General features: G+C 38.6%; 16 protein-coding genes and 1 pseudogene. 16 read left to right on the plus strand and 1 reads right to left on the minus strand.

Translation table 11 applies throughout. The features are described 5' to 3' along the window. The first annotated feature begins 95 nt into the window (after positions 1-95). The 5 genes from ZOBGAL_RS18430 (at position 96) to ZOBGAL_RS18450 (ending at position 4,422) form a co-directional block, all read left to right on the plus strand. Positions 96-407 carry a type II toxin-antitoxin system TacA family antitoxin gene (locus ZOBGAL_RS18430; protein ID WP_046287590.1) on the plus strand — a complete coding sequence of 104 codons (312 nt, stop codon included), beginning with the start codon at positions 96-98 and terminating at the stop codon, positions 405-407. Then, a complete protein-coding gene (locus ZOBGAL_RS18435; protein ID WP_013995244.1) occupies positions 370-873 on the plus strand; it encodes a GNAT family protein in 504 nt (167 codons plus the stop codon). Before ZOBGAL_RS18430 ends, ZOBGAL_RS18435 begins: the two co-directional genes overlap by 38 nt. A gap of 64 nt (positions 874-937) precedes the next feature. Beyond that, entirely contained in the window at positions 938-1,489 is a 552-nt protein-coding gene (locus ZOBGAL_RS18440; protein WP_013995245.1) for a hypothetical protein, read from the plus strand. 334 nt (positions 1,490-1,823) lie between these two features. Then, positions 1,824-3,797, plus strand: coding sequence for a type VI secretion system tube protein TssD (tssD, locus tag ZOBGAL_RS18445; RefSeq protein ID WP_013995247.1), 1,974 nt, complete (start codon positions 1,824-1,826; stop codon positions 3,795-3,797). A gap of 4 nt (positions 3,798-3,801) precedes the next feature. Next, the gene (locus tag ZOBGAL_RS18450) at positions 3,802-4,422 is read left to right on the plus strand and encodes a hypothetical protein (protein ID WP_013995248.1); all 621 of its coding nucleotides are present in this window, start codon (positions 3,802-3,804) and stop codon (positions 4,420-4,422) included. 292 nt (positions 4,423-4,714) lie between these two features. Here ZOBGAL_RS18450 and ZOBGAL_RS24110 read toward each other — a convergent pair. Then, positions 4,715-4,840: pseudogene (locus ZOBGAL_RS24110) on the minus strand (IS91 family transposase); the annotation flags it as partial. A 67-nt stretch (positions 4,841-4,907) separates the two neighbouring features. Between ZOBGAL_RS24110 and ZOBGAL_RS18455 the strand changes: the two are divergent. The 11 genes from ZOBGAL_RS18455 to ZOBGAL_RS18505 all read left to right on the plus strand — a co-directional run bounded on the left by ZOBGAL_RS18455 (position 4,908) and on the right by ZOBGAL_RS18505 (position 16,004). Next, positions 4,908-5,150, plus strand: a complete 243-nt coding sequence (locus ZOBGAL_RS18455) for a type II toxin-antitoxin system ParD family antitoxin (RefSeq protein WP_013995249.1) — start codon at positions 4,908-4,910, stop codon at positions 5,148-5,150. After that, positions 5,147-5,449 carry a type II toxin-antitoxin system RelE/ParE family toxin gene (locus ZOBGAL_RS18460; protein ID WP_013995250.1) on the plus strand — a complete coding sequence of 101 codons (303 nt, stop codon included), beginning with the start codon at positions 5,147-5,149 and terminating at the stop codon, positions 5,447-5,449. Before ZOBGAL_RS18455 ends, ZOBGAL_RS18460 begins: the two co-directional genes overlap by 4 nt. Before the next feature lie 624 nt (positions 5,450-6,073). Further along, complete coding sequence (locus ZOBGAL_RS22910; protein WP_158499750.1) at positions 6,074-6,670, plus strand: WG repeat-containing protein; 597 nt, start codon at positions 6,074-6,076, stop codon at positions 6,668-6,670. A 102-nt stretch (positions 6,671-6,772) separates the two neighbouring features. Beyond that, positions 6,773-7,243: an OsmC family protein gene (locus ZOBGAL_RS18470; RefSeq protein ID WP_013995253.1), complete on the plus strand. Its 471-nt coding sequence runs from the start codon at positions 6,773-6,775 to the stop codon at positions 7,241-7,243. Positions 7,244-7,737: 494 nt separating this feature from the next. After that, the gene (locus ZOBGAL_RS18475) at positions 7,738-8,244 is read left to right on the plus strand and encodes a hypothetical protein (RefSeq protein WP_013995256.1); all 507 of its coding nucleotides are present in this window, start codon (positions 7,738-7,740) and stop codon (positions 8,242-8,244) included. A 63-nt stretch (positions 8,245-8,307) separates the two neighbouring features. Beyond that, entirely contained in the window at positions 8,308-9,141 is an 834-nt protein-coding gene (locus tag ZOBGAL_RS18480; RefSeq protein ID WP_013995257.1) for a DKNYY domain-containing protein, read from the plus strand. 199 nt (positions 9,142-9,340) lie between these two features. Beyond that, complete coding sequence (locus ZOBGAL_RS18485) at positions 9,341-9,670, plus strand: hypothetical protein (RefSeq protein WP_013995258.1); 330 nt, start codon at positions 9,341-9,343, stop codon at positions 9,668-9,670. An 18-nt stretch (positions 9,671-9,688) separates the two neighbouring features. After that, positions 9,689-10,042, plus strand: coding sequence for a tellurite resistance TerB family protein (locus ZOBGAL_RS18490; protein WP_013995259.1), 354 nt, complete (start codon positions 9,689-9,691; stop codon positions 10,040-10,042). A gap of 475 nt (positions 10,043-10,517) precedes the next feature. Next, positions 10,518-11,081 (plus strand): sigma-70 family RNA polymerase sigma factor, encoded by a 564-nt coding sequence (locus ZOBGAL_RS18495; RefSeq protein WP_013995260.1) that lies wholly within the window; start codon positions 10,518-10,520, stop codon positions 11,079-11,081. Between the two features lie 105 nt (positions 11,082-11,186). Then, complete coding sequence (locus ZOBGAL_RS18500; protein ID WP_013995261.1) at positions 11,187-12,356, plus strand: FecR family protein; 1,170 nt, start codon at positions 11,187-11,189, stop codon at positions 12,354-12,356. 165 nt (positions 12,357-12,521) lie between these two features. Further along, the gene (locus ZOBGAL_RS18505) at positions 12,522-16,004 is read left to right on the plus strand and encodes a TonB-dependent receptor (RefSeq protein WP_046287593.1); all 3,483 of its coding nucleotides are present in this window, start codon (positions 12,522-12,524) and stop codon (positions 16,002-16,004) included. The last annotated feature ends 9 nt before the right edge of the window (positions 16,005-16,013 follow it).

A 16,013-nucleotide genomic window follows, 5' to 3' on the forward strand; every position in this document is an offset into this window, starting at 1 on the left:
AAGCCCGAATTATATGTGGAATTGTACGCATATGCAGTTGTTGGCAACAAACATAAATAATTTTTTTGTACGGTAATATTCCGTACATTTGTGTCATGAGTACAAAAGTTGCAAGATTCGATACCCGATGGACTGAGGAACAAAAGAGTTTGTTCGAACGTGCATCAAAATTAGGTGGTTTTCGCTCCCTTTCTGAGTTTGTGTTTTTCGCAGTACAACAGCGTGCTGAGGAGATTATTGAAAAACATGAGCAAATTATCTCTACAAAAAGAGATCAAGAAATATTTGCAAATGCCCTAATGAATCCTCCTGCTCCTAATTCCAAACTTAAGAAAGCTGCTAAAAGATATCTTGACATAATTGAACCAGATGGGTTACAAAACAGGGCCTCTACAGTCAAATCATGATAGAGGTAATTTTGACTGTGGCTATGATTTATTAGATAATTATCTAAAAAAGCAAGCTAGTCAAGATATAAAAAGAAACCTATCGATATGTTTTGTTTTATCAGACGAATCAGATATCGTAAAAGGTTATTATACACTTTCAAATGCATCAATTAAGCGAAATTTACTTCCAGAGGCCGTAACAAAGCGACTCCCTAAAAGCTACAATGAATTACCTGTTACTCTGCTCGGCAGACTTGCAATAGATACCACGATAAAAGGAAACGGATTCGGAGAATTGATGTTAATTGATGCACTAAAGCGAGCATTTGATGTCTCTCAGGATATCATTGGTTCAATTGCAGTAATTGTGGATCCCATTGACGATAAAGCTAAAAGGTTCTATTTAAAATATGGCTTTATTGATCTACCTGATTGTGGTAAAATGTTCCTTCCTATGAAAACAATAGGACAGTTATTTAAATAAAAAGCCAATTGCCAACAAAAGTAACCCTTACACAAACTATTCTTTTATAAGTTATTTACGTTTTATGGAGATAATGGACATTAACGATATAACCAGAAAGGTCAACCTGTTTTTTAAAAAAAGGTTCAAAACAAAATTCCTGCTTTTGGTTTCGGGGCCATTATTGGCAAGTCTTGTATTTTTAACCGATTATTTTATCCTCCCAGAAAGGCAAATAACCGATGTTCTCGCTTACGGTGAGAATGTAAGGATACCCCAAAGTGCCGGGGGAACATCGGTGAGGACCAGTAAAAGCTTGGGGTATAAATACATTACCGCGACCAACCTCAAATTTTCCACGCTCGGAACGCCCATAAGGTCATCTGAGGTAACATTGACGGTAACTCCACTTCTTAAGACGGTAAAAACAGTGGATACCTCAAAAAAGACGATACCATTGGCTTCGGGTTTTAACGGATTGAATCAGGTGTTGTTGATTTTATGTACCAGCGTGATCCTTGTTTCAATTTTATATGTTTTTTTAAGCAAAACGATTACCGAAAATGCCAGGCTTAACTTAGTTTTTTGCAATATGTTCTTGCTGGCCATATGGACGTATGCCCTGCTTTTATATTGATCGTATAACGTGCAGTTTAGCCCCTTTGAAGGGGGGCGAAGGGTAGGGGATGTTTAAGAACACCAGCTACAGTCCCTCTTCTCCCGAATACAAAACCACTTCATTTTAATAGGATTACGCTTTTCTGTAAGACCGGAATTGTAAGAATTTTTGTATTCGTGTGGGTTTAAGTGGTTGAAAATATTGCTTTTATACCCGAATAAAAAGGTATATGTGTAATTGTACACCTCTATGTACGTTCTAAACCGTTTACAGATAAACAACCTAATATCATAAGAATTTTCTTATACTAACGTTGTTCAAATAATGATTAAAAGAATAAAAAGAATATGAAATGAGCTTTTTAGCGAAACTCTTTATCAACGGTAGAAGAATAAACGTATTAGATACTGATATACACTTTGACCAAAACATTGACCCTTATACTTTTAAACCAACTTCACTCCCGCAAGGTGGTATATTTACCGTTACCGTAGAGGCAGATGGCACAACCGATATATTGGCTCTGGCCTTGGCACGAGATACAATGTGCAGCGGATATATACGATTTTACAATCGGGGCGGAATGTCAAAACTTACTGATTATGAGTTCTTTGATACCTATGTGGTAAGCTGCCAAAGAAATTATGATGACCTATCCACCGCCAAAGATACCTACGTATTCTCCCCGGGCATACTGCGAATTGGCGATATGGTATTCGAAAAACCATGGAAGATAACCGACCTTTCTAATTTGACGAATAACATAACGCCCGAACCCATTGTGCCAAAACCAAAATTGGCATCGGTAAAGTGGAAAACTGTTGAAGGAGAAACAATTGAAGAGACCACCTACCAAGAAAAAGTAGCATTGGAGGTCAAAGTAGCGAATGCCGAAGGCGGTAGCGTTGAAATCACCATTGAAAAAGAAGATGGTACCGAGTTCGAAGAAGGTACGAAATCATTAACATTTACCGAGTATTTAACCGATGAAGGAACTGTGCAAATAAGCTCCCTAAAAATCAAAGAAGAATGGGATGAATTTAGAAGTTCCGAAACTGACGGGCTTATTGCTAAAGTAAGCCATAAAGGCTCTAAAAAAGAAAGTAATGTTCTGCAAATCATAACTCCTCCAAAGGTAATTGTAGATTTTAGACCAAGCAAAAATTACGATGGCGAATACGGTTTTGATTTCATGAGAGATAAAAAGGACAAGGACGACAAACTGACCTATAAAGATATCTTAGGCACAAACAAATCCATAAAGGGCGTAAATAAATTTACCAAATATAAAACAGACACTAAATACAAAGAATTAAAATGTGATATTTACGATACTATACCTATAGATTGGCATAAAAACCCAGATGGTAGCGCATATGAATACATACAAAGTTGGTTGACCATATACCCAAAAGAAACACAGATATTAAGTTTACAGATAGAGACCATTAAAAACCCTAAAAAGCTAGATTTAACTTTTGAGTACGACAAAACACTTTTTAAACTAAATACCGATAAAATACCCGCACAAAGCAAAGGAAAAAAAAGGTTGGACGACCATTTAACCATTGAGTGTATTAAAGAGTTTAGTACAGACCAAGTTATAAAAGCAATGTGCCAAAAACGGCAGTTGGGACAACTGAATATTCTTAAAAATGATAAAGCCAATCGTAAAAAAGCACAGGTTGTCTTTGTTAAGGTCGAAACTGAATTGAATAGTGGAAAACCTAAATTTGGTAATACAACCAACAAAACAGGGAAGCCTGAAAAGGAGATGTTAGCGCGTTATTTAAAACAAGCCTATACTAAATTAGAATTAGACGAAATTGATTTTAAGTTGACTGAATTAGATTCAACAACTAAAAAACCAAAATATCCCGATTTCAACAAAAATTATACATTATTAGATTTAAATGGAAAAAAAATACTTAACAAATATCATAATAAAGGAGGAAATAGTTTAGCCGAGTATATGGAAAAGACCTTGAACAAAGAACTGCCAAAATATAAGGACTATTTTAAAGTGTTCTTCTTTGGAGATACAGGTGGTAGAACAGATAAAGTAGTGAAAATTGTGAAACTAGCAGGATATGCTAACGGCTTCAACTCTCAATCAGCTATTATGTTTGTTGGTAAACGCAAAGCAACTGTAACACACGAGCTATTACATTGTATGGGGTTAAGACATAGTTTCGATAATAGTGCCACTTTTAGTTACAAAAAGAAAGCAACCCAAAACATAATGGATTATTCTGCTACAAGAACAAATACTTGGTTATGGCAATGGAAAAAACTATGGAAAAATAAAGATCTTAGAAAAGAATAAACGTATGAAAACAATCTTAAAATACATTTTGCTTTTAATGCTTTTCACTAACTGCAAAGCACAAAACAAACCACAAAAAAATACAAAAATGAAGACTTTTGACATAGAAACCTTTAATAGGAACAAAAACCAATTAAACGAATATAACTTTCTTACTAAAGACAGTGCAGTAGTTGAACAAAGAAAACGTCAATTTGGTTATTATGAAATAATCAAATCTAAAAATTCAAATTTTCAAATTAGAAATGACTATTATGAAAATGGCAAGTTGAAATCAACTGTTCAAGATTTTCCCAATGATTTTTTAGCAGGAATAATGAAAGAATATGACGAAAAAGGAAATTTAATAAAAGAAACAGATTATGATGCTCCCTATAAATTTACTTGGGAAGATATTTCGAAACTTATCAAAGACAGAAAATTAGATATGGATGCCTATGGATTTGAAGTTACAAGAAGTTTTGGCTTCGGTACTGCAAATATTGGTAAGGAAACCGAAAAACCTTTTTGGGCTATAACCTATAATAAAAGTGAGGAAGATATGCTTTTAGGTGTTATAATAATAGATGGTGTTACGGGAAAAATCATTAAGGAATACGATGAACCTTATCCTTCTGAAGAATAAAACGGTTTAGAATAACTAAGCATTCGTGTGGTCGGTACGACCCAGCATGAACACCGTGTTGACTGAACCGGTTCTGTGTCGGTCAGCCTTCTATGGGTATTGGTCTGTTTTGGGATGGGTTATTTGAGGTCTGCACTTGAACCCGTATAGTGATTTGGAGGTCTTGTTTTCTCCCGAGTATGCAATCACTTCTTAGATGCTGTTGAATTTCCTGTTTTCGGGGGTATTTTGGCGGCTTTTGCTTGGTTTCGGACATAGGGTTCCCTATCCCGTCCAAGGGGCGTTTATTTTCTTACTGTGCTTTAGTGTATTTTTTAAGTTTTGCGATCCAGTGTGCCGCTGGTCCCCGTGCGGAAAACGTATGCAGGGTCACCAGTTCTCCCTTTTTACAGGATGGGCAGATTCGGTGTTGCAGGGGGCTGCCGTTGTGTGCAATTTGGCTAAATTACCAAGATTTGGTACATTTGAGTAAAACGTTAGTCAAAATGGGAAAAAACACCTCAATATCACTCGGAAATCATTTTGAAGATTTTATCAGAGAAGAAGTAAATTCGGGTAGGTACAGTTCGGTTAGCGAAGTAATTCGTTCAGCGCTACGTTTGCTAGAACATGAAGAAAAAAAGGAAAGAGAACTGATTAAAGCCCTCGAAGTTGGAGAAAATAGCGGATTTGTGGAAGATTTTGACCCAAAACAAAACCTGACTGAATTACATCGCAAACACTCATGAGTAAAAACAAATATCGAATCAGTAAACAAGCGATTAATGATTTAAATGATATTTGGGTCTATACTTTTAATAAATGGTCTAAAGAACAAGCGGATAGATGTTACGACTTAATAATAGGGGAAATTGAATTTATTGCGGACAACTATCAAATTGGCAAATCCGCTGAACAAACTCGAAAAAACTATCGAGTAACGAAAATCAAATCGCATCTTATTTTTTACAGAAAAGCCGAAAATGAAATTGTTGAAGTCCTTAGAATTCTACATCAGCGAATGCAAATAAAAAAACGACTGAAATAAAAAGCTGTACACAGGGGTCTGTAAATTAGAAGTGTCTAAAAAAGAAAGATATAGGATTGCCGGGGTTATAGGGTGGATAGCATCAATAACTATATCCCATTGTTGGCAATTAGTAACTCTAAAATCAAAAAAAAGCAACAACTAAATTAAATGAATTTCAAGCAATGTGGATGTCGTATCCAGATCAATCAACAGTGTTAGAAAATCCTTCAGTAAAAGTAATAGCCCTTAAACAAGTGAAGCTGCTCGATATTGGTTTCACACTTATTTTTATAACACTTGTTGTGTTAGCTTACGTTACGCCTTAAAAAATACGATTTCCCATAGAATTTCACTAAGTGAGGTTCGGGCAGCTGGGTTGTCTATTAGAGATGATGTAACAGGCAATAATGGTAAATATCGGTCTCCTATTAAAAAAAATGTGAAGGCACAAGTAATCCAGGTAGGGATGACTTTGCTAAAGAAATTGAAAACGAACAAGAAATAATCATATTTCAAGAATAGATATCTGGCTTAAATGCTCATGTTAACCTATGGGAAAAAGGAGAGGTAAAAACTTATAATTTATTTAATACAGCTCACTCAATGGAATTTTGGGAGGTATTAAAATAAAAAATGCAGAAGATGAAAAAAATCTTTCAATTAATAGCACTTTTCTTAATTACAAGCTGTAATTCGCAGTCGAAGGAAATTATACCATTTGAAACCGATAAAGGTTGGGGGTATAAACAAGATGGGGAAATTATAATTCAACCTAAATTTGGAATAGCTAGTGAATTTACTGACTGTGGTATTGCAGCCGTTGGAGATAGTGTAAATGGAAATTATTTTATTGACAAAACTGGAAAAAAATTAAATATACCTGTTTTAAAAATGGGAAATTTTATTGATGATTTTCATGAAGGTTTCGCCAGATTTAAGAAAAATGAAAAACTAGGATTTATAAACCAATGCGGAAAAATAGTTGTCGAGGCTAAATTTGAAAGTGTTACTCCCTTCAAAAATAAAATCGCTATTGTACGAAGGGGATTTGAAGTCATTGAAAACGGTCCCTATAAAACACAAAAAGGAGGCAAATACGGAGCAATTGATAAAACGGGAAATTTGATTATACCTTATGAATTTGATTTTATTTCTGAGTTTTCTGATAACAATACTGCGAATGCAAAAGTTGGCAACAAAGATGTCATCATCAATTCAAAGGGTAAGATAATAAAGTGACATTTGCTGATAATTTGTATAATGCATATGCCCCCTACGGGAAGCGTACGCACCATACAAGAAGCGTAAGCCATTTTAAATCAAAATATTAAAGTGAGAATAATGAAAAAACATTATTACGAAATCAAAGTTGAATGGACAGGAAACGAGGGAAACGGAACTCTGAATTATAAATCTTTCAATAGAAACCATAAAATCATGGCTGACGGAAAATATGATGGTATTAAGGGTTCATCTGATCCATCATTTTTGGGAGATAAGACGAGATATAATCCTGAAGACCTTTTTCTATCTTCATTGTCAGCTTGTCATATGCTTTGGTATTTACATTTATGTTCAGTACATAAAATTGTAGTTACCGAATATTTAGATAACGCAACAGGACTTATGGAGGAAACTAAAAATGGAAGCGGAAAATTTACGGAGGTTACTCTAAATCCTAAAGTGAAAATCACGGATTTGAATATGATTGACAAAGCAAATGAATTACACGGACAAGCAAATAAAATGTGTTTTATCGCTAATTCTTGTAACTTTAAAATCAGACATAACCCGAATACCACTGCGGAATAAAACGGCTTACAACAAGGGTAAGCGTTGCACAACTCGACATGGAGTCCAACATCCTTATTTTTTTAAAATAAATAATGCCATAATCCTATTGCCATTTTTTCTTTTTGGTCTAAACGACAAGGATGAAATTTATGCCGGTGATTAGTTCCAAGACCTTATCCTTCAGCAGCTTTGAGTTTAGAGTATTGGGTTTATTGCAGAAAGCTTGGATACCATTAAAAATACAGGAAGCTATATTGCCAATTGGAAAAGACAGGCAGATGATTCTTGGAAAATAGTATTGGAAACCTTGCAAAACCATTAAAAACCACCATAGCAAAAACAGCGGCATATGGCCCTCTTTGTTTTTTTGTACCCTTCAAAAAACGAAAGGCCGCTTTCTACAAAAATTAGGTCCTTCGTTGGCCACAATAGGGGCAAAATCTATTTTTACTATAACTTGTAGGGAAATTTAGTGCCGAAAAGGCATTCCAACACCTATCGATTTAAAAGCCATGACCTCAAGAATTGAAAAGATAAAAATACCTTATGGGAACAAAGAAGTAAGCGCCCATAGATTGACGGTAAGCTCTGAAATTGAAATCGACCTTGAATCCGCTTGGGAAAAAGTAAAAAAAAGCGCCACGCTTGAATTTATAGCGAAGGGGAAAATAGAGTTTACACCAACGGGCGGGAAATTTCCGGAGACCTGGAAAGAGGGAATGACGGTGACCACAAAAATGAGGGTATACGGCTTTATACCTTTTGGGGGACTCCATACCCTGCATTTTTCCAAAATAGATGACAATAATTATATCTTGGAAACCGTTGAAAAAGACAGTTTCGCAAAAGTTTGGAACCATAAAATTTCCATGAGGTCCATAGGGGATAGAGCTATTTCCTATGAAGATGAAATTGTTATTTTCGGCGGAATCTTAACCGGGTTTATCTCTAGTTGGGCCCGTTCGTTTTACCGGCACAGACAAAGGCGGTGGAAGTTGTTGGCAGGGCATAAGATGTAGCTCGATAGCGAAAAATGGATATCAAAACGTAAAACAACAGTATAAGCCTAACAATAATTAAGCATGGACGATTTAGTAATCTTGGATTTATTTTGGGATAGACAACTGGTCAAAGATAAATCTGGCAGGGAATTCGAAATTTTTCGGGGGAAGGATTATGACACCGATTGGGTACATTTAGGACACAGTTATTCAAAGAACAGCGAGTGGATTTACTTCTATGGCGACACCTGTTTTGAGAAAGAACTTAAGAACATCGATATTGCCAGCTTTAGCCTAATTGAAGCAAATGAAGCCGAAAACACCATTTATTTTAAAGATAAAAAGGCCGTATACCTAAAAAGTTATATGTGCGGTTTCGCCACCTTGCCGAATGCAGACCCAAACGATTTTCAAATCGTAGATATCGATAACGGCTATTCCACTTCGGGGGAATCCGATTATTGGTACGAAGACAAATTGCCTTATGCGCTTTCCGAGATGATTCCGATCAATGGCTGCTATCAAAGGGTAAAAGACACCATATTCTTTGGCCATACCCGAAAAGTGGCTTGTGATGTCGATACTTTTGAGCAAGTCCACCCAAAAGTCCAAACCCTTTTTAAGGACAAAGACCATCTGTATTTTAAAAATGAAATAGTAGAAGGGGCCAATCCGGACACTTTTGAATTCTTGGAAGAATGCATAGGGGAGGATGCCCCATATTATTTGGAATGTGATATTCATTATTATGCCAAGGATGACAAGTATGCCTATTTTGTTAACGCACCCTTCGGCATCAAGGTAATAAAGACCAAGGATTTGAAAAACTTTAGGTTTGAAGTGATAGATGAAATTGGATATGGAAGGGACTCGAATTATAGATATGAAAAAGGAAGAAGAAAAAAGATAAAATAACTCCCGCCAAGAAGGCTTGCTAAGGAAAGCCGTATATGAAATTCTCTATGGCAGCATTGGGATAATCCCCTCAAAATTGCAATTGTCTTCCAAGCTGAAACCTACACTCTCTGTCTTCTAACCGCTATTGGTGTAAAATTGGAAGCACTTTCAAAGAATTTACTATCTTACCGGAATAAACAAAAACCATTAAGCATTTATGCAAGAGAAAATAGCGGTCTTTACATTGGCCGAAAAACTGGCCATGGTACACGTTGTAAATTCCCTTATCTTGGCAGACGGACAGGTGCATAATGGGGAAATCAACGCCGTTTCCCAACTGATGCGGCAAATCGATTTTGATAGTAATTTTATCATGCAGGCCCGGAATATTGAAAGTGAACAGGCCCTTTCCATTTTGAGGCAAATGCCCCAGGAAAAAAAGAAAAACCTAGAATCGATTTTAGAGATGACGGCTATTTCCGACGGTTTTAAGCATACTAAGGAAAGTAGCTTAATGGCCTATATCTTTGAATCTATGAACAAGTGAAGTTGATATAAGACCCTTATGAAAACTAAGAATTTAGAAAAAGCACAATTTGAAGCCGTTGAAAAGAAAGCGATCTATGTTATGGCCCATGAGGTGGTAATGGCCGATGGGACCGTACATCCGGGCGAGCTTGAAGCTATGAGACAACTTCAAGAAGATATCGATATGGACAATGATTTGATCAATGAGGCCAAAAACACAACGGTTGACGAAGCATTGGTGTCCCTTCATAATATGACCTTCCCTAAAAAGAAGGTATTGGCACAGATTCTTGAAAATATGGCGATTTCCGATAAGCACTTACACGAAAAGGAAATGCAGCTGATCATCCAAACCTTTAAGAATATCGGTATTGGCGAAGAGACCGAGTAATCGGCAAACCCTAGTGGTTGATAAGGTCGGCTAGTATACGCGCCATAGGCTTTCAAAAAAACCTTTAGCTCTATGGGGGAGGATCTTGCTATTCTTTCTATTATCATATCTACAACGGCGAACGAACTGCACGTAACGACTACACATGCATTTTTTTAACCCGATTTTCGTTTTGCCACAAAGCGGTATAAGCTTCTTTTGGGTAGTGAAATCAATATTTTAACATCGTTCAAATTATGGTTTTCTTATAAATACATAAGGATATTTAAGAAAATTACAAATCCGATTTGGGGGGTTGGGACTTGAAAGAGATATATCTGTTAAGGGATGTTCCCTCTGGTTCAAAATTTATGGAAATTTTCTAAGACGTTCAGGCGCATTGTCTTTCTTTTTTAAGACAAGCTTGCGTTGTATGGATGCTGTACAGAGGCTATTCTCTTTTTTACCATTAAGCTCTTATGAACGGATGGAATCGATGAAACTAACAGCTAATAGCTCTTTACGGAAACCTGTGGATACCAAAGAAGAAAATGGTATACGGGTAGAGGTGCAGGTTATTTTCAAGGAATGCTATAGAGAGTTCTGTTTGTTGTCTTATAGTTACGTGGCTTGTATGGACCAGGCAAAGGATATTGTTCAAGATGTGTTCGTAAAAATCTTGGTCAAAGATCAGGCAGCCGAAATTCTAAACCTAAAGGCCTATATCTGGAGGGCCGTTAAGAATACAAGCCTGAAACATTTGGAACGTTCCAAAAAATTAGAGCCCTTAAATCAAAATGCCTTGATAATCGCCTTGGAGGAAGAGGAGCCGGATGATGAACTAAGATTGAAGGTGCAAGATGCGCTCGAAAAACTTCCTCCCCAATGCAAGAACGTTTTTGAACTTTGTGTGGTAAAGGGCCAGAAATACAATTCTACCGCCGATTCCTTAGGGATTTCGGTGAATACGGTAAAGACCCAAATGAAAAAGGCATATCGCATTCTGCGAAGTAATTTGGGAAATGTGCACTATACCCTCTTCTTTTTTTGGATTTTCTAGTTTTTACTCAAAAAATTTTAAACTTTTTTCAAAATAGCATCACCCTATTTTATCATTCCTGGGTCATATACCAAAGCGATCAATTTTTAAGCCTGATCGAACGGAATGAAGACTATGGACATAGCCCCGATTATAGTTAAAAAACTAAAGGACAAACTTACCGATGAAGAACGGTTCTATTTTGATGCTTGGATAAATGATTCCGAGGAAAATAGATCTTTGTTTCGTCGCCTTCAAGCTGTTAAAAAGCGGGGAGGAAACGTTTCAGAGGTTTTGGAACTCGATATCGAAGCGGATTGGCACCGTATTGTAGCGCGTTCACAATTACAAAAAAGAAAAACACAGCTCCGTTCTTTCCAACGGTTTCCTTTGAAATATGCCGCACTGCTTGTTGTGGGACTGGCCTTGGGTCTGGGCTATTTGAAATACGGTGACGATACCGATAGCCCTGTGGCACCGACCGATGCCATTACCTTACAACTGGGCAATGGTGAAGTCAAGGTGATTGCCCCCAACGAGATAAAGTCCATTACCAACAAAAAGGGAAGCGTATTGGTAAAACAGGTAGAAGAGCAATTGGACTATTCCATACATAGGGAGGACACGGAACTTTCCTATAACACCTTAAAAGTGCCCTATGGTAAAAGATTTACGTTGATCTTATCCGATAGTACCGTAGTGCACCTCAATGCGGGGTCTTCCTTAAAGTATCCGGTCAAATTTATACCGGGGCAAAACCGACAAGTCTTTCTTTCGGGTGAAGGCTATTTCAATGTATACAAAGATAAAAGGCACCCATTTGTTGTAAGTGCCGGAGGAATGGATGTTCAGGTCTTGGGCACCCAGTTCAACATATCGTCTTATAAATTAGATAGAAAAGTAAGTACCGTTTTGGTGGAGGGGTCGGTAATGCTGTATCCCGCCCAAAAAGGAGACAAAAATGGGGAGGGAACTTTATTGCAACCCGGATACAAGGCCGACTGGGATAAGTTCTATGAACAAATAGAATTTGAAAAAGTCGATACCCATACCTATACCGATTGGGTCAAAGGGGTATTGGTACTAAAGCGTACTTCCTTTAAACAGATTATAGAGAAACTACAAAGGCATTATAACGTGACCATAGAGAATAGGTATGAAAAACTAAATGGCCAAGTGTTTACCGCCACCTTTGATGTAGAGACCATAGACGATGTTTTAAATTCCTTTACGCTCGAAACCCCTTTTGAATATCAAATAACAGATAACCATATTATCATTTTCCCACCAAAATAATCACAAAACCAACTAATACCAAGTGCCTATGAAATAACCAAAAAAGAGTGAATTGAATAAAATCGAATAGGTGTTATCGAACAAAAAAAATCGGAAAATGCGCTAACATTTCCCGACTTACGATAATCAACTATTCAATAGTCAACTAAAAAACTTTACAAAAATATGGAAAAATGTACTGGCATGGGTACCTACAGTGCCCATTCGTTAAAATTAAATTTAAGAATGAAACTTTCGGCAATTCTTATAATGCTCTCTATTTTCTCCGTACAGGCTAACGGATACGCGCAAAAAACAAAGATCAGCCTTGACCTGAACGAGGTAGAAATACGCCGGGTCTTTGAGGAAATAGAGTCGATGACGGATTTTAAATTTCTTTATAACAACCAAAAATTGGATATAAAGAAATTGGTCTCGGTCAAGGTTACCAATCAGCCGGTAGCGAAAATATTGGACATACTCTTTAAGGGAACGCCCATTGATTATATCATCCTGAAAAAGCAGATCGTTATCAAGGTCGATGCTTCGAAAGCCCAAACAACACGGGTCGTGCCCGAGAAATCAAAGGTAGCCACGGTGGTCCAACGGCAAGTTCAGGGCGTTGTGTTAGATGCGAACCAAGAACCGCTTCCAGGGGCGAATATCGTAGAGAAGGGCACTACAAACGGGGTCACGGCCGATTTTGACGGTAATTTTGCCATAAACGTGGCCAATGAAAACGCCATACTTGTGATTTCCTACATAGGCTTCGCGACCAAGGAGGTCAGCCTAAAGGGACAGACTTCGGTAAGTGTACAAATGGAAGAAAGTGCCTCGGGTTTGGATGAAGTCGTTGTTGTGGGATACGGAACCAAGCTAAAAGGGGAATTGACAGGTTCGGTATCGAAAGTAGGCGATAAAATATTTGAAGACCGTCCGGTGATCAATACCTTGGATGCCATGCAAGGGGCCATGCCAGGGGTTACCGTAACCCGAAGTAGCGGGCAACCGGGTCGCGAAGGCTATTCCATAAATATTCGGGGCGCCTCGTCCATAGCGGGTAGTAGTCCTTTGATCTTGATCGATGGAATTCCCGGAGATCTCAACACCATAAACCCTAATGATATTGCGAATGTTACCGTTTTAAAAGATGCGGCAGCTTCGATCTACGGTGCGCGTGCGGCCGATGGGGTGGTGATGGTGACCACGAAAAAGGGAAAGAAAGGTCGCTTGTCGGTAAATTACTCCTATAACTATGGGGTCAATATTCCAACCTACATAAGCGAAATGACCAACACCTTGCAAATGGCGGAAATGTACGATGAGGGAATGCGAAACATCGGGCAGCCCGGGGTGACCGAGGAAGTATTCGATAAAATTAGAAACAACGCTGCGCCAGAACCGGGCAATGGGTGGATGAAGTATTTGGAAAACTACCCTGGCTTTTACGGCTCGCACGATTGGTTGAAGGATATCTACGGAACCGGAACCCAAAGCATGCACAACCTATCGATTTCAGGTGGGGAAGAGAATCATGATTACCTGATTTCGGCAGGCTACAAATCGAACGATGGTGTCATCACCCATGGTGTATCAAAATCGGACCTGTACAACCTCAGGGTGAATTTCGGCTTCAATCTTTTTAAGAACAAGTTAAAGGTAAACCTACGTACGGCATTCGACAACAATGTGGTTAAGGAACCATCGGCTTTGGGAAGCGCCATAGAAAGTGCACACCTGATGTGGAGCTATGCCCCTACATATACGCCCGATGGCCAGTTTTACTGGTATCAAAACTATCAAAACCCGGTGCAATTGTTAGAGGAAAACGGGGAGAAGAGTTCAGACCTAAAGAAATTTCAAACCAACTTAAAGGCCGACCTTAGTATTACCGACGATTTAAAGCTGGTAACCCAGGTAGGGGTGAATTTCGAAATATACGATTCCAATGCTTCTAATCGTACCTTCGATCTGATCAATTGGGACGATGAAACCTTCGGTACGCGAAACAATCCGAATTCCGCAACCTATTTCAATTCTAAAAACACCTATGGTTCATATACGGCATACTTAGATTACAATAAAACCCTGTTCGACAATCATCGCATTAATTTAATGGGTGGTGTCTCGCACGAGCAAAATGAATACGAAAGTCAAAGTATAACGGGCTATAACTTTAAATCGAACGACATATTTACCCTAAACCTGGCCGACAGGACCGATGTAGCCTTTATGGATTATACAGGGTCCTTGACCGATTGGGCATTGAATTCCTACTTCGGAAGGTTCAGTTATTCGTACAACCGTAAATTCTTTGTCGATGTAACCACAAGAATAGACGGAAGTTCAAAATTTGCGGCCAGCGAAAGATGGAGTGCCTTGTTTCCCGCCGTATCGGCTTCATATAATTTGGGAGAGGAGAATTTTATAAAGAATTCGAATACGATCAACGATTTAAAATTAAGGGCTTCTTGGGGCCAATCGGGGAACCAAAACCTAAGTTTCGGTAACTACGATTATATTCCCCTTATTACGGTATCGGGGAACTATCCTCTGGGCTCGCCCAATGTTGGTTTGCCAGGTGCGGTTGCCAGTATAGCCTCCGAATCGCGTACATGGGAGACGATAGAGACTTCCAATATCGGTATCGACTTTGCCTTGTTTAAATCAAGGTTGGCCGGTAGTTTCGATTATTTCGTAAAGAAGAACAGCGATATGTTGGTCAATGTAACCTTGCCGGCAACCCTCGGTGGTACGGCCCCTACATTGAACATCGGTGATTTGGAAACCAAGGGATGGGATTTCTCCATAGGTTGGAGCGATACCAAGGGCGACTTTAAGTATTCCATTTCGGCCAACGTGAGTGATGCCAAAAACAAACTGACCAAACTGGAAGGAAACGATTCCTATGCCGAAGGATTGGTGTCGACAAGACAGGGCTACCCCATAAATTCGTATTTCGGATTTGAATCCAACGGCTTTATCCAAAATCAACAGCAGTTGGACGAATACAAAAAATTGGAAAACGTTCCCCAGAATATCGGTATCGGTGATGCCATGTACAACGATTTGGACGGTGACGGAAAAATTACGGCATTTGGCAACCCCGAAGCGGGTACCACGGGCGATATGAAGTATTTAGGGAATACCAACCCGAGGTATACCTATTCTTCGAACATCAGTCTATCGTACAAGAATTTTGACTTTAGCATGCTCTTTCAGGGAGTGGGCAAGCGTGTCGGTATCAGGGAAGGTGTACCTAGCATGCCCTTGTACTACGTATGGCACCCTTCTATAAGTTACTTTCACGGAAAAACATGGACGCCCGAAAGAACCGATGCCGAATTTCCTAGAATCATCCCCGGTGGTGTAGGATGGGATGAACTAAGGGACTGGAACTACAAATATTCCGATCGGGTGGTAAACAAGCTTTCCTACCTAAGGGTTAAGTCCTTGGTACTTGCCTTTAACCTGCCAGAGTCCATCTGTGAATCATTGCGATTGGAGAGCTTTAGACTTTATACAAGTGCCGATGACCTTTTTACTTTTAGTAAGGGCACATGGGGCAATACTTATGATCCCGAAAGTTTGTTCGCGGGTAGAAACAAGACGTACCAGAATTACCCATTTACCAAAACCATTTCACTGGGCGTTGACCTGAAATTTTAAACCCTAACA

Source organism: Zobellia galactanivorans (genome assembly GCF_000973105.1).
GTDB classification, from domain to species: Bacteria; Bacteroidota; Bacteroidia; order Flavobacteriales; family Flavobacteriaceae; genus Zobellia; species Zobellia galactanivorans.

Coding starts and splice junctions, on each gene's coding strand:
- ZOBGAL_RS18430 (WP_046287590.1), top strand. CDS start 96: ATGAGTACAAAAGTTGCAAGATTCGATACCCGATGGACTGAGGAACAA.
- ZOBGAL_RS18435 (WP_013995244.1), top strand. CDS start 370: ATGGGTTACAAAACAGGGCCTCTACAGTCAAATCATGATAGAGGTAAT.
- ZOBGAL_RS18440 (WP_013995245.1), top strand. CDS start 938: ATGGAGATAATGGACATTAACGATATAACCAGAAAGGTCAACCTGTTT.
- tssD (WP_013995247.1), top strand. CDS start 1,824: ATGAGCTTTTTAGCGAAACTCTTTATCAACGGTAGAAGAATAAACGTA.
- ZOBGAL_RS18450 (WP_013995248.1), top strand. CDS start 3,802: ATGAAAACAATCTTAAAATACATTTTGCTTTTAATGCTTTTCACTAAC.
- ZOBGAL_RS18455 (WP_013995249.1), top strand. CDS start 4,908: ATGGGAAAAAACACCTCAATATCACTCGGAAATCATTTTGAAGATTTT.
- ZOBGAL_RS18460 (WP_013995250.1), top strand. CDS start 5,147: ATGAGTAAAAACAAATATCGAATCAGTAAACAAGCGATTAATGATTTA.
- ZOBGAL_RS22910 (WP_158499750.1), top strand. CDS start 6,074: ATGAAAAAAATCTTTCAATTAATAGCACTTTTCTTAATTACAAGCTGT.
- ZOBGAL_RS18470 (WP_013995253.1), top strand. CDS start 6,773: ATGAAAAAACATTATTACGAAATCAAAGTTGAATGGACAGGAAACGAG.
- ZOBGAL_RS18475 (WP_013995256.1), top strand. CDS start 7,738: ATGACCTCAAGAATTGAAAAGATAAAAATACCTTATGGGAACAAAGAA.
- ZOBGAL_RS18480 (WP_013995257.1), top strand. CDS start 8,308: ATGGACGATTTAGTAATCTTGGATTTATTTTGGGATAGACAACTGGTC.
- ZOBGAL_RS18485 (WP_013995258.1), top strand. CDS start 9,341: ATGCAAGAGAAAATAGCGGTCTTTACATTGGCCGAAAAACTGGCCATG.
- ZOBGAL_RS18490 (WP_013995259.1), top strand. CDS start 9,689: ATGAAAACTAAGAATTTAGAAAAAGCACAATTTGAAGCCGTTGAAAAG.
- ZOBGAL_RS18495 (WP_013995260.1), top strand. CDS start 10,518: ATGAAACTAACAGCTAATAGCTCTTTACGGAAACCTGTGGATACCAAA.
- ZOBGAL_RS18500 (WP_013995261.1), top strand. CDS start 11,187: ATGAAGACTATGGACATAGCCCCGATTATAGTTAAAAAACTAAAGGAC.
- ZOBGAL_RS18505 (WP_046287593.1), top strand. CDS start 12,522: ATGGAAAAATGTACTGGCATGGGTACCTACAGTGCCCATTCGTTAAAA.